The following is a 17626-nucleotide window of genomic DNA, read 5'->3' as shown; positions in this document are numbered from 1 at the left end:
GGAGGTTCGAATCCTCCAGGACGCGCCACTCTTTAGGGTTTCCTTGTGAACTCCTGATATTGGGAATACCGATATCGAAAACTGCGCGTCCTTAGCTCAGCTGGATAGAGTACCTGGCTACGAACCAGGCGGTCGGAGGTTCGAATCCTCCAGGACGCGCCACTATTTAGGGCTTTTTTCTTATAAGAATGAAACCCTTATATTGATCTGTTGTTAGTAACAATGAATTGATATTAAAACCGTGCGCTCTTAGCTCAGCTGGATAGAGTACCTGGCTACGAACCAGGCGGTCGGAGGTTCGAATCCTCCAGAGCGCGCCACATTATTAAAAAAAGCCTCGTTTATACGAGGCTTTTTTTATGTCTGCTGCAAATTTGTTGCGACAATGTTAAATTTGTTCGTTGTTTAACTTGTTGTATTTAAAGTAGTTCTTGATTGCTTCTTTGTTATTCCACCTTTCTCATATCAATTCCCAGAAAAGCCCCGTTTAAGTCACAGTTTAAATATCTAAAAATGACGTATTTGACAGATTTATGTGATCTGATAGGCGAATAATTAACCTTATGTGTGCGTTATCCGTAACAGAACCTTAAACAAAATTGACAAACTTTTACCAATCGAGATAATCCATGGGTCGGGATCACTATTCGCTGAAATCCTGTACGTATGTCAGGATGACGAAGAAAGGAAGCAACATGACTAATATTGGAAGCCTGCTAGGAGATGCGGCGACTCTAATGATAACGGGGATGTCCGTTGTCTTTATTTTCCTAACTATTCTAGTTTACCTCGTTCGGTTGATGTCAAAACTGGTACCAGAAGAAGTACCAGAGCCGATCGCAGCACCTAAAAAAATTCAAAAATCACAATCAAACCCTTCAGCTGTTAGTCCACAGGTAGTGGCTGCAATTTCGGCCGCGGTTCATCAATACCGTGCGTCTACTGCTAAGTAGTATTTAAAGGATTAAAAAGGAGTTTATGAGCATGTCTAAACCACTAGCTATCACAGATGTGGTACTTCGTGACGCGCACCAGTCACTATTTGCTACTCGTATGCGTATCGAAGATATGCTGCCAATTGCGGCAGAACTGGATAAAGTCGGTTACTGGTCACTTGAGACTTGGGGCGGCGCGACGTTTGATTCGTGTATCCGTTTTCTTGGCGAGGATCCATGGGAGCGTTTGCGTGAGCTGAAAAAAGCGATGCCAAACACACCAATGCAGATGCTACTGCGTGGTCAAAACCTATTGGGCTACCGTCACTACGCGGATGATGTAGTAGAAAAATTTGTTGAACGTGCCCATAAAAACGGCATGGACGTATTCCGTATCTTTGATGCGATGAATGACGTGCGTAACTTTGAAAAAGCAGTGAAAGCAACGATCGACGTTGGTGGCCACGCTCAAGGTACGTTGTCTTACACAACCAGTCCGGTCCACAATTCAGATACTTGGGTTGATTTGGCTAAGCGCCTAGAGGACCTAGGTTGTCACTCACTATGTATCAAAGATATGTCAGGTTTATTAAAGCCGTATGAAGCAGAAGAGCTGATTACACGTATCAAAGCATCGTGTGACGTTCCTCTGGCACTGCATAGCCACGCGACAACTGGTCTATCGACTGCAACAGCGGTTAAAGCCGTTGAAGCGGGTATCGACATTCTAGATACCGCTATTTCTTCAATGAGCTGTACTTACGGTCATACGCCAACCGAAACGGTTGTTGCGATGTTAGAAGGTACAGAGCGCGACACGAATCTTAAACTAGACCAAATCGAACCCATCGCGGCTTACTTCCGTGATGTACGTAAAAAGTACGCGAAATGGGAAGGTCAGCTAAAAGGTGTCGATTCTCGCATCTTAATCGCTCAAGTTCCTGGCGGAATGTTAACTAACATGGAAGGCCAGCTTAAAGAGCAAGGCGCCGCCGATCGCATGGATGAAGTTCTAGAAGAGATCCCACGCGTACGTAAAGAGCTTGGTTACATTCCTTTAGTAACGCCAACTTCTCAGATTGTCGGTACTCAAGCGGTTATTAACGTCTTAACGGGCGAACGCTATAAGAGCATCACGAAAGAGACTGCTGGTCTACTGAAAGGTGAATACGGTCAAGCTCCTGCTGAAGTGGATGCTGAACTGCAAGCGAAAGTTCTAGACGGTGCAGAGCCGATTACTTGTCGTCCTGCTGATTTACTTAAGTCTGAAATGGATACGTTAACGACGGATCTGTTAGAGAAAGCGAAATCAGAGGGTATCTCTCTAGCTGAAGATACGGTTGATGATGTACTGACTTACGCGCTCTTCCCACAAGTGGGTCTTAAGTTCCTTAAGAACCGTCGTAATCCTGAAGCATTTGAACCTGCACCAACGCTAGAAGTTGCGGCTCCAGTTGCTGCAGCTCCTGTACAAGCTTCTGGTGGTATTGAAAGCTACAGCGTGAAGGTTGATGGTCAAGTTTACGATGTTGAAGTTGGCCCACAAGGTGAACTGACATCGGTGGCGCCATCTGCAAAACCTGCTCAGGCTGCACCAGTAGCAGCGTCTGACGCTGAAGCGGTTCCAGCTCCATTGGCGGGTAACATCTTTAAAGTAAACGTTCAGGCGGGTACTGAGGTTTCTGAAGGCGACGTTCTACTAATCCTAGAAGCGATGAAGATGGAAACGGAAGTTCGTGCTGCTCGTGGTGGTATCGTTCAAGAATTGAATGTTAAAGAAGGCGATGCAGTTACTGTAGGCGCTCCACTACTAAGCTTAGCGTAAGGGAGTACCATGGAAGGATTGATGACCTTATGGTCTGAAACAGGGATTGCGAACTTTGAGTTCGGCCAGATCTGTATGATGCTGGTTGGTTGCTTACTGTTGTTTTTGGCAATTCGTAAAGGATTTGAACCGTTACTTCTACTGCCTATTGGTTTTGGTGCTGTATTAGCAAACATTCCAAATGCTGGGTTTACTGATCCAGGTGGTTTGCTCTACTACGTCTACTACATTGGTATTGAGACAGGTATTTTCCCACTGCTGATCTTTATGGGTGTTGGTGCGATGACGGACTTCGGTGCGTTGATTGCGAACCCTAAAACGTTGTGGCTAGGGGCTGCGGCTCAGTTTGGTATCTTCGCGACGCTATTTGGCGCGATCTTGCTGAACTACGTTCCAGGAATGGAGTTCTCGATGGCCGATGCTTCGTCAATTGCGATCATTGGTGGTGCCGATGGCCCAACTGCGATCTTCTTGGCGAGTAAGTTATCTCCGGATCTTTTAGGTGCCATTGCAGTAGCGGCTTATAGCTACATGGCTTTGGTTCCGATCATTCAGCCACCAATCATGAAAGCGTTAACGTCTCCTGAAGAGCGCAAAATTAAGATGGCTCAACTTCGTCACGTTAGCAAAGCCGAGAAGATTCTTTTCCCGCTTGCTGTACTACTGATGACGATTTTGTTCCTACCTTCAGCAACACCTCTAGTTGGTATGTTCTGTTTGGGTAACTTAATGCGTGAAGCGGGTGTGGTTGATCGCCTTTCAAAAACAGCTCAAAACGAACTGATTAACGTTGTAACTATTTTCCTAGGTCTAGGGGTTGGTTCTAAGCTTCAAGCGGATACGTTCTTGAACTTAGAAACATTGGGTATTCTAGGTTTAGGTGCGGTCGCGTTCAGTATCGGTACGGCGGGTGGTGTATTGATGGCTAAGGTGTTGAACCGATTCTCGAAAGAGGACATCAACCCACTGATTGGCGCAGCTGGCGTATCAGCGGTTCCAATGGCGGCACGTGTTGTGAACAAGGTTGGTCTTGAGGCAAACCCTCAGAACTTCTTGTTGATGCATGCAATGGGCCCGAACGTAGCCGGTGTACTTGGTAGTGCGGTTGCGGCGGGTATTCTATTAGCTCTCGTGGGCTAGTGGATTTGCTGGGTCATGTATCGTTACGTTAATTGGTCGTCAATTTACGAATGAGCGGTTAACTTAGCCTTATTAAATGGTTTATAGTCAAAGGGATGCTTTCGCATCCCTTTCTTTTTATTAATTAGGGTGCTTGCTCACTAGGGCTTTTATCAATCAAGGAAATGTGGAAATGGAAAATAAACAGATTGCGATTACTCAATTCGGCGGCGTCGAAAACCTAAGTATTCAAACCAGTGCGATCCCTGAGCCTAAGGCTGGAGAAGTGGTGGTTAAAGTTTCCTTTTCAGGCATTAATCCGATTGATGTCAAAACCCGAGCGGGCCTTGGTTGGGCGGCAGCACAAAACAAAGATAACCTACCTTGGGTACCTGGCTACGATATTTCAGGGCAAATTGTCTCGCTAGGCGAACAGGCTGAACGCTTTACTGTTGGTGATAACGTAGCTGGCTTTATTGGTTTTCCACTGCAAGGTGGCGGTTACAGCCAATATGTGTGTGTTCCAGAAGCTGCATTAAGTATGGTTCCTGATTCTGTCACTCTAGAAGCGGCAGCTGCATTACCACTCGCGAGTCAAACAGCGGCACAAGCGCTCAACAAAGCCGAAGTGAAAGAAGGCGACCGCGTGCTTATCTTGGCGGGCGCGGGCGGCGTTGGTCACCTTGCGGTTCAAATTGCAGTGGCAGCAAAAGCAGAGGTTTACACAACCTGCAGCGAAGCCAACCTTGATTACCTTGCGACGCTAGGTGCTCACGCGATTAACTATAAGTTTGCACCAGCATCAGAAAGAGTATCTGATGTCGATGTGTTGATTGACTTGGTCGGCGGCGATACCGCGCTTGATGCATTGAAGTGCCTAAAAGATGACGCGCGAGTCGTGACTGTGCCGACTCTATCTGCAGAACTTATCTGCGAAAAAGCCACACTATTAGGTTTTACTGCATCAGGCATGCTGGTTGAACCAAGCCCTGAGCAAATGGACACTATGCTTTACATGGTCAGTGTCGGATTACTCAAAACAGAAATTCAAGGTATCTACCAATTAGACGAGGCGCAGTCGGCGCACCTGCAGGTTGAAACCGGACACACCAGAGGCAAGGTGCTACTTAAAATGCAAGAAAGTTGATAGGCAGTGTTAGAATTTTTTAACTCCCTTTTTGAAAATATCGCGCTGTGGTTCTCGGACTCGGCGCTGTGGGTACTCTTCATTAGTGGCTTCTTGAGTGCCACGTTACTCCCCGGTGGTTCAGAAGCTAGCCTTGTGGCTGCATTGAGCTTAGATCAGTTTTCAACCTCATCGATCATTCTAGTGGCGACATTAGGCAATACCTTAGGCGGCCTGACTAACTATTGGATTGGTTTGTGGTTGCCTAATCGAACTCAATCTGAAAAGCATGGTCATAAGGCTATGGCTTGGCTGAGTCGCTATGGCTACTGGACACTGTTATTTAGTTGGTTACCGATCATTGGTGACCCTTTGTGTCTCGCTGCGGGTTGGCTAAGAATGAAATTCATCCCTAGCGTTATTTTGATAGCGATTGGCAAAGCCGCTCGCTATAGCTTACTTGCTGCTATCTACTTCGGTTTTTTCTAAGGAGAACCTATGAAAAAGGTTTTACTTGGTACATTTTCTCTTATCGCCATTGCTGGCTGTTCTTACAATGTACCTAGCTCAACGCCCTTCTTTTCCTCGTTACCTGAAGGTGTCACTCTGTTAGAAGAGGTTAAGCCCTCTAAAGATAAAGTAGTGATTCCTTACACCAAGTATCAGCTTGAAAACGGTCTGACAGTTATTCTTTCCCCTGATGATTCCGATCCGTTGGTGCATGTTGATGTAACTTATCACGTCGGTTCAGCACGTGAAGAGATAGGCAAGTCGGGATTTGCTCACTTCTTTGAGCACATGATGTTCCAGGGTTCAGAGAACGTTGGTGACCAACAGCACTTTAAGATCATTACCGAAGCGGGTGGCTCGTTAAACGGCACGACCAACCGTGACCGCACCAACTATTTTGAAACTGTTCCTTCTAACCAACTTGAGAAAATGTTGTGGTTAGAATCAGACCGAATGGGCTTCTTGTTGGATGCTGTTTCTCAGAAGAAATTTGAGGTTCAAAGAGGCACGGTCAAGAACGAGCGAGCGCAGAGCTACGAAAATCGTCCTTACGGCTTAATGTGGGAACGCATGGGCGAAGCGCTATACCCAGAAGGTCACCCTTACTCTTGGCAACCAATCGGCTATGTTGAAGATCTTGATCGTGTTGACGTGAATGATCTTAAAGCGTTCTTCCTGCGTTGGTACGGCCCAAACAATGCCGTGTTAACGATTGGTGGTGATATCGACGTTGATGACACGCTAGAATGGGTTAACAAGTACTTTGGTTCAATTCCTCAAGGCCCTGAAGTGAAGGCGGCAGAGAAGCAACCTGCTGTTCTAACAGAAGATAAATACATCACCTTAGAAGACAATATTCGTCAGCCGATGGTGCTGGTGGGGTGGCCAACAACGTATCGCGGTGAAGAGACGCAAGCTTCACTGAATGCATTGTCTAACGTGTTAGGTTCAGGTACCAACAGTTACCTATATCAAAACCTCGTAAAAACGCAGAAGGCCGTCAGCGCTGGCTCTTTCCATGATTGTGCTGAGTTGGCGTGTACCATGTACGTGTATGCAATGGGCAACTCAGGTGAAAAAGGCGATTTGACGGTTCTCAATAAAGAGCTGATGGATACCCTGGAGCAATTCTCGAAAGAGGGCGTTGAGCAAGAGCGTTTAGACCAGATCACTGGCATGGCCGAAGCGAATGCTGTTTTTGCATTGCAAAGCGTTAAAGGTAAGGTGTCGCAACTCGCGTCGAACCAAACCTTCTATGGTCAGCCTGATCGCATTGAATCACAACTCGATCAAATCCGAGCGGTGACGCCTGAGAGCGTGAGCAAGGCATACCAAAATTTCATCGAAGGTAAGCACAAGGTTACCTTGAGTGTGGTTCCTAAGAAAAAGCTCGATTTGGCGGTTCGTGAAGCGACCTTTACCACGCCACCACGTACGTTGCCGGAATACAGCAAGGTGACGGAAGATCAACTGGATTTCAGAAAGGCACCGGATACCTTTGATCGCAGTGTGATGCCAGAAGTGAACTTTGGTGTTGAGGCGACCATGCCTGAGTTGTACCGCATGCACTTTGCAAATGGCACTGACTTAATTGGTACCGTGACCAGTGAAACTCCGACAGTACAGCTGCAAATTCAATTGCCTGCAGGCGAACGCTATGTTCGCAAAGGGCAAGAAGGCCTAGCGAACCTAACGGCTTCGATGATGGAAGAAGGCTCAACTAAACGAACCGTTGAAGAGTTACAAGCGACCTTAGATAAACTTGGTAGCAGCGTGAGCATTAGTGCGGGCAGCTACACCACAGATATTTCAGTCTCGACGCTAGAGAAAAACTTGCCTCAAACCTTAGCGATTGTGCAAGAGGTTCTATTCGATCCTAAGTTCGATGAGCAAGATTTTGAGCGCGTTAAGAAACAGATGCTAGAAGGCGTTGTGTATCAGCATCAGCAGCCAAGCTGGATGGCTTCTCAAGCAACCCGTGAAGTGCTGTTTGGTGACACTGTTTTTGCTCGTGCAAGTGATGGTACTAAGGAATCTCTATCGAAATTGACCTTAGACGATGTGAAAAAATTCTATGCGCAACATTACACACCAGAAGGTGCCAATATTGTTGTGGTGGGAGACATCTCGAAGAAAGAGGTAGGGAAACAGCTACAATTCTTTGAAGAGTGGCAAGGCGATTCGGCACCATTAACGCGTCCACAGATCGTTAAAGAGCTTTCTGGTCAGCACCTGTACTTAGTTGATAAACCGGGTGCGCCGCAAAGCATTGTTCGCTTGGTTCGTAAGGGCCTGCCGTTTGATGCGACGGGCGAATTGTATTTGAGCCAGTTAGCTAACTTTAACTTAGCGGGCAACTTCAATAGCCGTATCAACCAGAACCTACGTGAAGACAAAGCCTACACTTACGGTGCAAGCGGTTACTTCGCAAGTACTCGTGAAACTGGCGCAGTGGTATTTAGCGCGCAGGTAAGGGCGAATGCGACGGTTCCATCGATTCAAGAGTTTATTAATGAGCTGAATGAGTTTAGCCAAAGTGGATTAACTGACGAAGAGGTGAAATTTATGCGCCTTGCCGTCGGTCAACAAGATGCACTTAAATACGAAACGCCAAGTCAAAAGGCGGGGTTGTTGAGTAATATTGTTGCATTGAGCCTTGATGAAGATTACCTACAACAGCGTAATCAGATAGTTGAAACGGTTTCAAAAGAGACCTTAAACGAGCTATCTAAGAAATGGTTTGACCCGAATGATTATCAAATAATCGTTGTTGGTGACGCGACTTCGCTTCGCCCGCAATTAGAAAAGTTAGATATTCCAATAGAAGAGCTTGAAATCATTCGTTAGAGTACACATTAAAGGGGGAGGGAAGAGACTCTACTTTTCTCCTCCAACCTAATTTATGATAGTTCTAATCAGAACAATATAAGATAAGTGAACTGAATTTTGACTGATTTTGCTGCGCGACTAAAGCAAGTTGCAACCAACCCTAAGACCTTCTCTCAATTTGGTCGTGGTGTTGAAAGGGAAACATTACGCTACACGGAAGATGGGCACCTTGCTACTGGGCCGCACCCTGAGGCTTTGGGATCTGCGTTGATGAACGAATGGGTAACGACCGATTTCTCTGAGTCGCTACTGGAATTTATCACGCCTGTTTCTAACGACGTTCCGACGCTTTTGAATCAGTTGTCTGATATCCACCACTTCACGCAAACCAAGTTAGACGGCGAAAAACTATGGCCGCTTTCTATGCCTTGTTACGTTGGCAGTGAAGATTACATTCAGCTAGCGCAATACGGCACCTCGAATAACGGTAAGATGAAGACCCTATATCGTGAAGGCCTAAAACGTCGTTACGGTAGCCTGATGCAGATTATCTCTGGTGTTCACTTCAACTTCTCTTTCCCAGAAAGCTTTTGGGATAGCCTGTTTGGAGAGCAAACTGAAGAAGCGCGTTGTGAATCTAAGTCAGATGCTTACTTTGGTTTGATTCGTAACTACTACCGCTTTGGTTGGTTAATCCCATACTTCTTCGGTGCTTCACCTGCGCTATGTTCTTCTTTCATCAAAGGAAGAGAAACAAACCTACCTTTTGAAAAGGTTGGTGAGACATTGTATCTGCCAAAAGCAACGGCGCTGCGCCTGAGCGACCTTGGCTACACGAACAGTGCGCAAAGTGTGTTGAAGATTGGTTTCAACAGCCTAGACCAATACCTTGAAGGTTTGAATCAAGCGATTCGCACACCATCAGAAGAATTTGCCGAGATTGGCACTAAGGTTGATGGTGAATACCGTCAGTTGAATAGCAACGTACTGCAAATTGAAAATGAGCTTTACGCTCCAATCCGCCCTAAGCGTGTCGCGAAGAGTGGTGAGAAACCATCTGAAGCATTGGCACGCGGTGGTGTTGAGTACATTGAGGTTCGTTCTTTAGATGTAAACCCATTCAGCTCAATTGGTATCAATGAGCAGCAGGTTCGCTTCCTAGACTTATTCCTAACGTGGAGTGTGCTAACGGACTCTGCTGAGATGGATAACTGCGAGCTTGAATGCTGGCGCGATAACTGGAACAAGGTGATCCTACAAGGTCGTCAGGTTGGTCTAGAGCTGCAAATCGGTTGTCATGGTGAGCGATTGTCTCTGCAAGATTGGGCGAAGCGTGTCTTCAAAGATCTGCGCTCTATTGCCGAGATGATGGACGCTGAACAAGGTGGTCGTGCATACCAAGAAACATGCGATACGCTTGAGGCTTGGATTGATAACCCTGAGCTAACTATTTCTGGCCAGTTGCTAGAAGAGACCAAAAAATTGGGCGGCTTAGGTAAAGTGGGTTGCGCGTTAGGTAAAACGTACGCTCAGCAACACAAAGCGCACCAATACAAAGTATATTCAGCTGAGTTGATGGAAGCAGAAGTTCAACGTTCTGTGATTGCTCAGCAACAAAGTGAAGAAGCAAGCACTCAAGATTTTGATAGCTTCTTAGCGGATTATTTTTCGTATTTAAAAGCATAGCGAGACTTTGGTGGAAAGGAAGCAAGCCTTATTAGGTCAGCCTACTCGAGTGAGTAGTAAATGGTTACCTGTAGTGACTGTTGGTGTTGTCTCTAGCCTGTTGGTTGGATGTGCAACGCCACCGCCAAAGCAGCAAGATAATTTGTGTAGCATCTTTCGAGAGCACCCTTCATGGTATGAAGATGCCTTGGATATGCAAGAAGAATGGGGAACGCCGATTAACGTTGCGATGGCTTTTGTGAAACAAGAGAGTAGCTATCGTCATGATGCGCGCCCACCTAAAGATTACATTCTTGGCTTTATACCGTGGGGGCGTGTAAGCAGTGCCTACGGTTATGCACAAGCTCAAGATCCTGCTTGGGAAGACTTCCAAAAGGCGACCAATAACGGTGGTTCAAGAACCAACTTTGATGATGCATTGATGTTCATCGGTTGGTATACCAGCGAGACGCGTCGTCAATTGGGCATCTCACTATGGGACCCATATAACCAATACCTGGCTTATCATGAAGGCCGTGGTGGTTATAAGCGTAAGTCATACAACAGCAAGCCATCGCTAATTAAGGTGGCGCGCAAAGTCGAACAGCAAGCAAAAGATTATGGATGGCAGCTGAAACAGTGCCGCAAAGAACTAGAAGACAATCGAAGCTGGTTTTTCTAAAGCCAGCCGTCATGGAGAAGAGCAATGCCTTTATTAGATAGTTTCACTGTTGATCACACACGCATGAACGCACCTGCCGTTCGTGTTGCTAAAACAATGCAAACCCCAAAAGGGGATACCATCACTGTGTTTGACCTGCGTTTTACTGCGCCAAACAAAGACATCCTATCTGAGAAAGGTATCCATACTCTAGAGCACCTATATGCTGGTTTCATGCGTAATCAATTGAACGGTTCAGATGTAGAGATCATCGATATCTCACCGATGGGCTGTCGCACTGGTTTCTACATGAGCCTGATTGGTACGCCTACAGAACAACAAGTGGCTGACGGTTGGTTGGCAGCGATGCAAGACGTACTGAAAGTTGAGAACCAGAATAAGATCCCTGAGCTGAACGAATACCAATGTGGTACCGCGGCAATGCACTCTTTGGATGAAGCGAAAGAGATCGCGAATGCGATCATCGCTGCAGGCATCTCTGTAAACAAGAATGATGAACTGGCACTGCCAGAGTCTATGCTGCAAGAGCTTAAGATCGACTAGTCATTGATAGCTACCCTAGATAGGGCGAGTTAGATACTAAAAGGCCCGGTTCAATGAACCGGGCCTTTTTCGTCAACGTATTTTAGGGCGAGACAGAGATTCAGTGATAACTCAGTTAGCCGTTCACGATCTGTGGGAACACGCGAACCAGTTTGATGCGGTTCTCTTCAAGCTCAACAATTTCCATTGGGTGGCTGGCAACCTGAACACTCAGGTGACTCTCAGGAATATCTTCAAGATGTTCCAGTATCAAACCATTCAGCGTTCTTGGGCCATCGGTAGGCAGTGCCCACTGTAAGCCTTTGTTGATATCTCGGATATTGGCACTGCCTTCAATCAAGAAGCTGCCATCGCTTTGCGGAGTAATCTCTTCAGATAAGCTTGGGGTGATTGAGGTGGTAAACTCACCTACGATCTCTTCTAGAATATCTTCTAATGTAACCAAACCATTGATGTCGCCATACTCATCAACAATCAAACCGATGCGCTGCTTATTGCGTTGAAACTTAAGCAGTTGAATATTGAGTGGTGTCGCTTCAGGAATAAAGTAGATCTCATCCGCGGCACGCAACAGGGTTTCTTTATTGAATTCGTTCTTTTCAAGCATCAGACGGTAAGCTTCACGCAGCCTAAGCATGCCGACCACTTCATCTATTTGGTCACGGTACAGCACTACGCGACCATGAGGCGAGTGGGTAAGTTGACGAACGATCGATTTCCAGTCGTCATTGATGTCGATACCAGTAATCTCATTACGCGGCACCATGATGTCGTTCACGGTGACGTGCTCTAAATCCAGAATAGACACCAACATATCTTGGTGACGTTGAGGGATTAAGCTACCGGCTTCATTTACCACGGTTCTAAGCTCTTCGGAGCTCAAGTGGTCGGTTGCATCATGGCTGGCTTTGACACCTAAGATACGAATGAAGCCATTGGTAATGAAGTTAACTAAAATCACCAACGGTGACAGTACCTTCATCAGCACCATCAAAAGGATGCTACTGGCGTAAGAGACACGTTCAGGAAATAGAGAAGCGATAGTCTTTGGGGTTACCTCGGCGAATACGAGGATCACGAGAGTCAGGGTACCAGTAGCGATAGCCACACCGATATCCCCGTAGATGCGCATACCAAGAATAGTAGCGATCGCAGATGCAAGAATGTTGACGAGATTGTTGCCGATGAGAATGAGGCCAATCAATCTGTCTGGGCGGTTCAGAAGTTTTTCTACGCGTTTGGCACCTTTATGACCCGTATTGGCCAAGTGCTTTAAACGGTAGCGGTTCAAGGACATCATGCCCGTTTCGGAACCAGAGAAATAACCAGAAATTACAATGAGACACGCGAGTAGCGCAAATAAGATACCCGTTGATATGTCGTCCAAAACTATTCTTTTCCTATTTGTGTATCTTGATTAATTTATGACCGAACATGGTCGAGATGTCAATTGAATCTAACGGACTCAATATTTTAAAGGCAAGGTGTGTGAGACCTTGCCTTTATTTTACAGACTAGTTCAGGATGATTTCCTGAACGAAGCGGCTACCGAAGTAGGCCAATGTGAGCATGCTGGCGCCGGCAAGTGCGAACCAAGTGACTTTCTGTCCACGCCAACCTTTTTGGTAGTGACCCCATAAAAGGATGGAGTAGATAACCCAAGCGATAAAAGACAATACCGCTTTGTGCGCCTTTCCTTGAGCAAACATATCTTGTACGAAGATAAGGCCAGTCAGCAAAGTACCCGTTAATAAACCATTACCAATCAGAATGATCTTGAAAAGCTGTCTCTCTACCATCATTAAAGGAGGTAGGTTAGGGTTAATCACTAAGGCTTTTTTCTTTTTAAGCTTGTGATCAAGCCACGCGAGTTGCAAGGCGTATAACGCACCGATAGTCAGCGTCGCGTATGAGAACAAGGCCAAAGAGATGTGTACGAGCAGTTTCGGGTCATTCTCTAGATGTTTGATGAAGGTACTTGGAAGAAACGTTGCCGCCATGAGGTTAAGCGCTGCGAAACTATAAACAACAGGCAAGATGAACCACAAGCGGGTTTTGAGCATTGCACCGCTCATTACCACAGATATGATTAAACTGATTAATGAAGCAACGTTCAAGATACTGAGGTTTTGGCCACTGGCATTAAAAATCAAATCGCCAAGCAACCAAGCATGGAAAGCTAGAGCAAGTAATGCGCTGATAAACACCGTTTTTACACGGATTCCTGTTTGGTGCACGAGACCTGGAATGATCGTGGAAATCGCCATTGTATAAAGAAAGGCTGCTGCGATCGCAATAAGACTGTCCATGGTATCCATTTTAATGATTACTAATTGGCGAATTATACCTCGCATCGCTCTTTGGGGCTATGGCGAACCTCATTCAATTCCAAGTGAATAATGTCTCACATCACAAGCACGGATGATTAACGCTCTACAACGGGTATGACTCTAATCCGCGCTAATGTATACTCACAGTAATAGTCGCAGTTTTGAGCGAAGAGAAAACTATGTTTGATAATTTAACGGATCGTCTATCCAAAACGCTGAAGAACATCAGCGGTAAAGGTCGTCTGACCGAAGACAATATTAAAGAGACGCTGCGTGAAGTACGTATGGCGCTACTTGAAGCCGACGTTGCACTGCCCGTTGTCCGCGATTTTGTTAAGCGCGTAAAAGAAGGCGCTGTGGGTGTTGAGGTTTCTAAATCTCTAACGCCTGGTCAAGAATTCATTAAGATCGTTCAAGCTGAACTTGAAGCGGTGATGGGTGAGTCTAACGAGGCTCTTAACCTAGCAGCGCAGCCGCCAGCCGTTATCTTAATGGCGGGTCTACAAGGTGCGGGTAAAACCACATCGGTAGGTAAGCTATCTAAGCTTCTAACTGAGCGTGACAAGAAGAAAGTCTTGGTTGTGTCTGCCGACGTTTACCGTCCAGCGGCGATCAAACAGCTTGAAACGTTAGCAAGCGATGTTGGCGTAGACTTCTTCCCATCTTCAGCTGATCAAAAGCCTCTTGATATTGCAAACGCTGCAATCGACCACGCGAAGAAGAAATTCTACGACGTGCTACTTGTCGATACTGCGGGTCGTTTGGCTATCGATGAAGAGATGATGGGCGAGATCAAAGAGCTTCATACTGCAATTAAACCAGTAGAGACACTGTTCGTTGTTGATGCAATGACAGGTCAAGATGCTGCGAACACTGCAAAAGCCTTTGGTGATGCGTTACCACTAACCGGTGTTATCTTGACGAAAGTTGATGGTGATGCGCGTGGTGGTGCTGCTCTGTCTGTTCGTCATATCACAGGCAAGCCGATTAAATTCTTGGGTGTTGGTGAAAAGACTGACGCACTAGAACCGTTCCACCCAGATCGTGTTGCTTCTCGTATCTTAGGTATGGGCGACGTACTGTCTCTTATTGAAGACCTACAGAAAAACGTTGATACCGAGAAAGCAGAGAAACTGGCTAAGAAGTTCAAAGAGAAGAAAGGCTTTGACCTTGAAGACTTCCGTGAACAGCTAGGTCAGATGCAAAACATGGGCGGCATGATGGGCATGATGGATAAGCTTCCAGGCATGTCTCAGCTACCAGATAACGTTAAAGATAAAGTTGATGACAAGATGTTCAAGCAGATGGAAGCGATCATCAACTCTATGACCATGAAAGAGCGTCAACGCCCTGACTTAATCAAAGGCTCACGCAAAAAGCGTATTGCCGCTGGTTCTGGTACACAGGTACAAGATGTAAACCGTATGCTTAAGCAGTTCACCCAAATGCAGAAGATGATGAAGAAGATGCAGAAAGGTGGCATGAAAGGCATGATGCGCAACATGCAAGGCATGATGGGCGGCGGTGGAGGTATGGGCGGAATGGGTGGTGGCTTTAACCCGTTTGGTCGATAATCTACAAATGTAAGCTTTAGCTACGTTACTTTTCATAGTGTTAGCCGTGTCACAGAAAGTGTACGGCAGCTATGTTGGTGAAAAAATAGCTAAAGCCCTTGCATTGCACCGGAATAAGAGTAAAATTCCGGGGCTTTAATTTGGCACGAGACCCCAAGCTATTTACTTATACTTGGGGTTAATTATTTTATTAAGAAAGCAAAGAGGACGACATGGTAACCATTCGTTTGGCACGTCACGGTGCAAAGAAGCGCCCATTTTATCAAATCGTAGTTGCGGATAGCCGTAACGCTGCAACTGGCCGTTTCATCGAGAAAGTAGGTTTCTTTAACCCTACTGCTCAAGGTCAAGAAGAAGGTCTACGTCTAGACCTAGATCGTGTTAACCACTGGGTTGGTCAAGGCGCATCTCTATCTGATCGTGTAGCTAAGCTAGTTAAAGACGCTCAAAAAGCGGCTTAATTCTTTTTTAAAGAGAAATAGCTTATGTCGATGAAGGGTAAAGAAACTATGAGCGAGCAAAACAATAGAATTGTCATGGGTAAACTTGGGTCTACCTATGGTATTCGTGGCTGGCTTAAAGTGTTCTCCTACACAGACAATGCTGAAAGCATATTTGATTACAGCCCTTGGTATTTAAACCTAAAGGGTAAGTGGGTTGAGTACAAAGTTGAGAGCTGGAAACGTCATGGCCAAGGTTATGTATGTAAGCTAGCGGGATTAGATGTTCGTGAAGACGCGCAACTGATGACTAACTTTGAAATTGCTATTGACCCTGCTTCGTTACCTGAATTGTCAGAAGATGAATTCTACTGGCGCGAATTGTTCGGTATGCAAGTTTTTACCACTAAAGGTTACGACCTTGGTGAGGTCACTGACCTATTAGAAACTGGCTCGAACGATGTTCTAGTAATCAAAGCAAATCTTAAAGATGCTTTTGGCCAAAAGGAACGGTTAGTACCGTACCTTGAAGAGCAAGTGATCAAGAAAGTTGATCGCGAAGCTCGCCGGATCGAAGTTGACTGGGATCCTGGATTCTAACTCCAAATTACAGAGCGAGAGAACACATGTGGGTTGGCATTATTAGCCTTTTTCCTGAAATGTTCCGTTCTGTTACTGATTTTGGAGTAACAGGTCAAGCGGTTAAAAAAGGTCTTTTATCTATTGAGACATGGAATCCTCGTGATTTCACTCATGATAAACATCGCACTGTTGATGACAGACCTTACGGTGGTGGTCCTGGCATGTTAATGATGGTTCAGCCTTTGCGCGACGCTATCAAAACTGCCAAGCAAGCAGCACCGGGAAAGACGAAAGTCATCTATCTTTCACCTCAAGGTCGTAAACTCGACCAGAAAGGTGTTGAAGAGCTGGCAACAAACGAGAATTTACTTCTTATTTGTGGTCGCTACGAAGGGGTAGATGAGCGCATCATTCAATCTGAAGTTGACGAAGAATGGTCGATTGGAGATTTTGTGATGACGGGTGGCGAACTGCCAGCCATGACGCTGATTGATTCAGTATCTCGGTTTGTTCCGGGTGTACTTGGAGATTTCGCTTCAGCAGAAGAAGATTCTTTTGCAAATGGTTTGCTAGATTGTCCCCATTATACGCGCCCTGAGGTGCTAGACGATAAAGATGTACCATCGGTACTCAAGTCTGGAAACCATAAGGACATTCGTCGCTGGCGATTGAAACAATCGTTGGGCCGAACTTGGCTAAGAAGACCAGAACTCCTGGAAAACCTAGCTCTGACTGACGAACAGGAACAATTACTGGCTGAATTCATTAAAGAGCAACGCTCTTAACGAAAAGCAAGCAGTAACCTATTAAATTTAGTATCAGTTTATTCTAGGAATTTATACAAATGAGCAACATCATCAAGGCTCTTGAAGAAGAGCAACTAAAATCAGACCTTCCTAAATTCGCACCAGGTGACACTGTTGTAGTTCAGGTTAAGGTAAAAGAAGGTGACCGTGAGCGTCTACAGGCTTTCGAAGGCGTTGTAATCGCTATTCGTAACCGTGGTCTACACTCTGCATTCACAGTTCGTAAGATCTCGAACGGTGAAGGCGTAGAGCGTGCGTTCCAAACTCACTCTCCAATGGTTGATAGCATCGAAGTTAAACGCCGTGGTGCAGTACGTCGTGCCAAGTTGTACTACCTACGTGAGCGTTCTGGTAAGTCAGCTCGTATTAAAGAGAAGCTTACTAAGAAGTAATTCTTTTTGCATTCTATCGATAAAAGCGGAGCCATTTGGCTCCGCTTTTTTGTGTCTGTTATTTGGAGTTTCGCAGGTAAGAGATCCCCAATTAGCTCATTCCTCGCTCTGGAGGATGACGGAACAAACCGAAACTCATATTTAACCGTCATTCCCTAGACTGACGAAGGAAGGAGTAGGGAATCTCTACTAGCGCCGTGTTATAGGCAATAAAAAAGGATTGACGTTAAACGCCAACCCTTCAAAATTTACTCGCTACTCGCTACTC

General features: G+C 45.8%; 16 protein-coding genes and 2 tRNA genes. 16 read left to right on the top strand and 2 right to left on the bottom strand.

All coding sequences use genetic code 11. The features are described 5' to 3' along the window. Positions 1 to 85 precede the first annotated feature (85 nt). From AB4512_RS21625 to luxS, 11 genes are all read left to right on the top strand, one after another. A tRNA-Arg gene (locus AB4512_RS21625) sits at positions 86 to 162 on the top strand. Positions 163 to 243: 81 nt separating this feature from the next. Beyond that, positions 244 to 320, top strand: a tRNA-Arg gene (locus AB4512_RS21620). A gap of 375 nt (positions 321 to 695) precedes the next feature. Further along, positions 696 to 953, top strand: coding sequence for an oxaloacetate decarboxylase subunit gamma (locus AB4512_RS21615; RefSeq protein ID WP_004741884.1), 258 nt, complete (start codon positions 696 to 698; stop codon positions 951 to 953). 31 nt (positions 954 to 984) lie between these two features. Next, the gene (oadA, locus tag AB4512_RS21610) at positions 985 to 2760 is read left to right on the top strand and encodes a sodium-extruding oxaloacetate decarboxylase subunit alpha (RefSeq protein ID WP_017059560.1); all 1776 of its coding nucleotides are present in this window, start codon (positions 985 to 987) and stop codon (positions 2758 to 2760) included. Between the two features lie 9 nt (positions 2761 to 2769). Then, positions 2770 to 3900, top strand: a complete 1131-nt coding sequence (locus AB4512_RS21605; protein WP_019825842.1) for a sodium ion-translocating decarboxylase subunit beta — start codon at positions 2770 to 2772, stop codon at positions 3898 to 3900. Positions 3901 to 4072: 172 nt separating this feature from the next. Continuing rightward, entirely contained in the window at positions 4073 to 5026 is a 954-nt protein-coding gene (locus AB4512_RS21600; RefSeq protein ID WP_102319878.1) for an NADP-dependent oxidoreductase, read from the top strand. Between the two features lie 6 nt (positions 5027 to 5032). Further along, on the top strand, positions 5033 to 5494 hold the full coding sequence (locus AB4512_RS21595; RefSeq protein WP_017059555.1) for a YqaA family protein: 462 nt from the start codon (positions 5033 to 5035) through the stop codon (positions 5492 to 5494). A gap of 9 nt (positions 5495 to 5503) precedes the next feature. Beyond that, the gene (locus AB4512_RS21590; protein ID WP_372128069.1) at positions 5504 to 8362 is read left to right on the top strand and encodes a M16 family metallopeptidase; all 2859 of its coding nucleotides are present in this window, start codon (positions 5504 to 5506) and stop codon (positions 8360 to 8362) included. Between the two features lie 99 nt (positions 8363 to 8461). Continuing rightward, the gene (gene gshA / locus AB4512_RS21585) at positions 8462 to 10030 is read left to right on the top strand and encodes a glutamate--cysteine ligase (protein ID WP_102331920.1); all 1569 of its coding nucleotides are present in this window, start codon (positions 8462 to 8464) and stop codon (positions 10028 to 10030) included. A 10-nt stretch (positions 10031 to 10040) separates the two neighbouring features. Continuing rightward, a complete protein-coding gene (locus tag AB4512_RS21580; RefSeq protein ID WP_017629422.1) occupies positions 10041 to 10691 on the top strand; it encodes a hypothetical protein in 651 nt (216 codons plus the stop codon). Between the two features lie 24 nt (positions 10692 to 10715). Continuing rightward, positions 10716 to 11234, top strand: coding sequence for an S-ribosylhomocysteine lyase (luxS, locus tag AB4512_RS21575; RefSeq protein ID WP_017056597.1), 519 nt, complete (start codon positions 10716 to 10718; stop codon positions 11232 to 11234). 115 nt (positions 11235 to 11349) lie between these two features. Here luxS and AB4512_RS21570 read toward each other — a convergent pair whose 3' ends face one another. Both AB4512_RS21570 and AB4512_RS21565 read right to left on the bottom strand, forming a co-directional pair. After that, on the bottom strand, positions 11350 to 12621 hold the full coding sequence (locus AB4512_RS21570) for an HlyC/CorC family transporter (protein ID WP_017068872.1): 1272 nt from the start codon (positions 12619 to 12621) through the stop codon (positions 11350 to 11352). 127 nt (positions 12622 to 12748) lie between these two features. Further along, the gene (locus AB4512_RS21565) at positions 12749 to 13543 is read right to left on the bottom strand and encodes an inner membrane protein YpjD (protein ID WP_019825854.1); all 795 of its coding nucleotides are present in this window, start codon (positions 13541 to 13543) and stop codon (positions 12749 to 12751) included. Positions 13544 to 13743: 200 nt separating this feature from the next. Here AB4512_RS21565 and ffh point away from each other — a divergent pair, with 200 nt between their 5' ends. From ffh to rplS, 5 genes are all read left to right on the top strand, one after another. Next, complete coding sequence (ffh, locus tag AB4512_RS21560) at positions 13744 to 15138, top strand: signal recognition particle protein (RefSeq protein WP_010435884.1); 1395 nt, start codon at positions 13744 to 13746, stop codon at positions 15136 to 15138. 212 nt (positions 15139 to 15350) lie between these two features. Then, positions 15351 to 15599: a 30S ribosomal protein S16 gene (rpsP, locus tag AB4512_RS21555; RefSeq protein WP_004410028.1), complete on the top strand. Its 249-nt coding sequence runs from the start codon at positions 15351 to 15353 to the stop codon at positions 15597 to 15599. A gap of 24 nt (positions 15600 to 15623) precedes the next feature. Then, positions 15624 to 16178 (top strand): ribosome maturation factor RimM, encoded by a 555-nt coding sequence (gene rimM / locus AB4512_RS21550; RefSeq protein ID WP_017063236.1) that lies wholly within the window; start codon positions 15624 to 15626, stop codon positions 16176 to 16178. Between the two features lie 26 nt (positions 16179 to 16204). Beyond that, the gene (trmD, locus tag AB4512_RS21545; protein ID WP_019826347.1) at positions 16205 to 16945 is read left to right on the top strand and encodes a tRNA (guanosine(37)-N1)-methyltransferase TrmD; all 741 of its coding nucleotides are present in this window, start codon (positions 16205 to 16207) and stop codon (positions 16943 to 16945) included. Between the two features lie 59 nt (positions 16946 to 17004). Beyond that, positions 17005 to 17358, top strand: a complete 354-nt coding sequence (rplS, locus tag AB4512_RS21540) for a 50S ribosomal protein L19 (RefSeq protein WP_004735514.1) — start codon at positions 17005 to 17007, stop codon at positions 17356 to 17358. The last annotated feature ends 268 nt before the right edge of the window (positions 17359 to 17626 follow it).

The sequence above is a fragment of the Vibrio sp. 10N.222.52.B7 genome (genome assembly GCF_041474275.1).
Classification (GTDB): Bacteria; Pseudomonadota; Gammaproteobacteria; order Enterobacterales; family Vibrionaceae; genus Vibrio; species Vibrio crassostreae_C.
This window is presented reverse-complemented; position numbering and strand designations above follow the sequence as displayed.